General features: G+C 60.1%; 3 protein-coding genes. All 3 read right to left on the bottom strand.

Features of this window, described 5'->3' with window-relative positions; translation table 11 throughout:
• The coding region (locus WBV42_RS00815) for an alpha-ketoacid dehydrogenase subunit beta (RefSeq protein ID WP_423984355.1) at positions 1 to 772 on the bottom strand (772 nt) is incomplete at its 3' end.
• A complete protein-coding gene (locus tag WBV42_RS00810; RefSeq protein WP_423984354.1) occupies positions 769 to 1,803 on the bottom strand; it encodes a thiamine pyrophosphate-dependent dehydrogenase E1 component subunit alpha in 1,035 nt (344 codons plus the stop codon). The genes WBV42_RS00810 and WBV42_RS00815, both read right to left, overlap by 4 nt.
• Before the next feature lie 331 nt (positions 1,804 to 2,134).
• Entirely contained in the window at positions 2,135 to 2,326 is a 192-nt protein-coding gene (locus WBV42_RS00805) for a hypothetical protein (RefSeq protein WP_423984353.1), read from the bottom strand.
• Positions 2,327 to 2,434: the final 108 nt, after the last annotated feature.

The following is a 2,434-nucleotide window of genomic DNA, read 5'->3' as shown; positions in this document are numbered from 1 at the left end:
TGTCGGTGTCGAGCGGATACAGCGACCGAAGGTCGATGACCTCGACGCTGGTCTCACCTGCCAGTTCCTCGGCGAGTTCGAGCGATTCTCCCACGAGTCGCTGGGTCGCGACGACCGTCACGTCGTCCCCCTCGCGTTCGACCTTCGCCGTCCCCAGCGGGATGGTGTAGTCCGGATCGAGCGGCACTTCGCCCGTCTGCTCGTACATCGCCTTGTTCTCGAAGACGAACACCGGGTCGTCGGAGCGGATGGCGGATTTGAGGAGTCCCTTCGCGGCCCGCGGCGTTCCGGGTGCGACGGCGATGACGCCCGGGAAGTGGGCGAACCACGTGTGCAGCGTTCCCGAGTGCTGGCTGGCAGCACCCATCCCGCCACCTTCCGTCGTTCGGACGGTCACCGGCATCTCGGTTTTGCCGCCGAACATGTAGCGGTTTTTCGCCATCTGATTGATGATCTGCTCCGAGCAGACGCCCATGAAGTCCGCGAACATGATTTCCACGACGGGCCGTGACCCCGTCGCCGCGGCACCGATAGCCGCACCCATGAATCCGGCCTCACTGATGGGCGTGTCCCGAACGCGGTCCTCACCGAACTCGTCCACGAGGCCGCTGGTGACTTCGAAGACGCCGCCGAACTCGCCGACGTCCTCGCCGATGAGGAACACGTCGTCGTCGTCCTCCAACTCCTCCCGCATCGCCAACCGAATCGCCTCCCTGACAGTCATCTCCTCGGTTTCCGGCGGCTCCGACGACGGCGCGCTTTCGGTACTCATCGGTCCTCACCGCCGTCAGTCCGCATCTGTTTTGCAAAGCTATCGATCTCGGGTACGGTCGCGTTGAACATGTCGTCGTACGCCTCGGTTGGGTCGGGATACGCCGCTTCTTTCGCCTCTTTCGCTGCCGTCTCGACTCGGTCGCTGATTTCGGATTCCATCTCGTCGAACTCCCCCTCAGTGATCGTTCCGGCGTCGATGAGCCGCTGCTTGAAGGATTCGATGGCGTCGTTTTCCTTCCAGAGCGCGATGTCGTCGTCGGTACGGTAAGGTTGCTGGTCGCCTTCGAAATGGCCGCGATAGCGGTAGGTGTCCGCTTCGATGAAGGTCGGTCCCTCACGGTCCATCGCACGTTTCCGGGCTTCCTTCACGGCTTCGTAAACGGCGGTCACGTCCATCCCGTCGACGGTGAATCCAGGGATGTTGTACGCCTCCGCGGTTTCGCTCAGGTTCTGGAGGTTGTGTTGTTTTTCGACCGGCGTCCCCTCGCCGAACTGGTTGTTCTCGACGAGGAAAACCGCCGGCAGGTTCCACGTCGCCGCGAGGTTGATGGCCTCGTGAATCTGCCCCTGTGCGACCGCACCGTCCCCGAAGAACGCCAACGCCACCGTATCCTCGCCTTTGATCTGCGAGGTGAGTGCGGCACCGGTGGCGAGCGGTGGGCCAGCGCCGACGATACCGTTCGCACCCAGCATGCCAGCGTCCACGTCCGCGATGTGCATCGACCCGCCTTTGCCGTTGCAGTACCCGTTCGCTTTGCCGTACAGTTCGTCCATCATCTCTTCCAAATCGAGGCCCTTGGCGATGCAGTGGCCGTGTCCGCGGTGTGTACTCGTGATGTAGTCGTCCTCCTCCAGTGCGGAACACGCACCGACGGCAACCGCCTCCTCGCCGATGTACAGGTGAACGAATCCCGGGAGTTCCCCGTCACCGAACAGATTGCCCGCTTTCGTGTCAAACGCCCGTATCGTCAGCATTCGGCGTAACGCTTCCTTTTGTCCTTCCTCTGTTTCGATGTCGATTGCTACCATAAACCACCATATACACGAGGTAACAGGCATTAACTATTATGAACGTTTGGAGACCTTTCGTTGTACCAATCGTTTTCTACTGTGTACATTGACGGCCTCTGTTGACAGGAAAAATACTGAGAAGGGTCGCCTCGATTCGACGCATTCGAGATCGCTTCGCTCATGAGAGCTGTCCGAAACAGGCTAGTTGAACAGATGAACAACTATTCAACTACCGTACTACGTCTGAAAGATCTCGTCCGTATCCACTTCGAGCGATAGCCGCGTTGCAGTATACGCGCGCCTTCCGTTATGTTGTTGCCCCCGGATTCCGAGCGATGGTAATCCGCGCCTAGTTCGAACTGTCGGGGTTCTCCGTCCGCCAGATTTCGATGTCCCAGTTCGGGATGTCGGACGAGGCGGATTCTATCAACCAGCCACCTTCGACGTCGATGTCGTTTCTGTACGCGGCCGCCAGCGTCGCCTCCAAAAGGGCGGTGAATCGATCGGCGGTGGTTACGCTGATGTTTGGGTCGTCGGTCATCGTTCGTCCATTCGTTCAGGTCGGGTCTCCGTCCGCTCGGACACGTAGACGAGACCGTCGCTACGCACCACGACGACGTGGTCGTTCACCCGAAATTCGACCGTTATG

The organism is Haladaptatus sp. (assembly GCF_049589095.1).
In the GTDB taxonomy this organism is placed as follows: domain Archaea; phylum Halobacteriota; class Halobacteria; order Halobacteriales; family Haladaptataceae; genus Haladaptatus.
This window is presented reverse-complemented; position numbering and strand designations above follow the sequence as displayed.

Excerpts from the sequence above, each read along its gene's own strand:
- WBV42_RS00810 (WP_423984354.1), bottom strand. The coding sequence starts at position 1,803 with ATGGTAGCAATCGACATCGAAACAGAGGAAGGACAAAAGGAAGCGTTA.
- WBV42_RS00805 (WP_423984353.1), bottom strand. The coding sequence starts at position 2,326 with ATGACCGACGACCCAAACATCAGCGTAACCACCGCCGATCGATTCACC.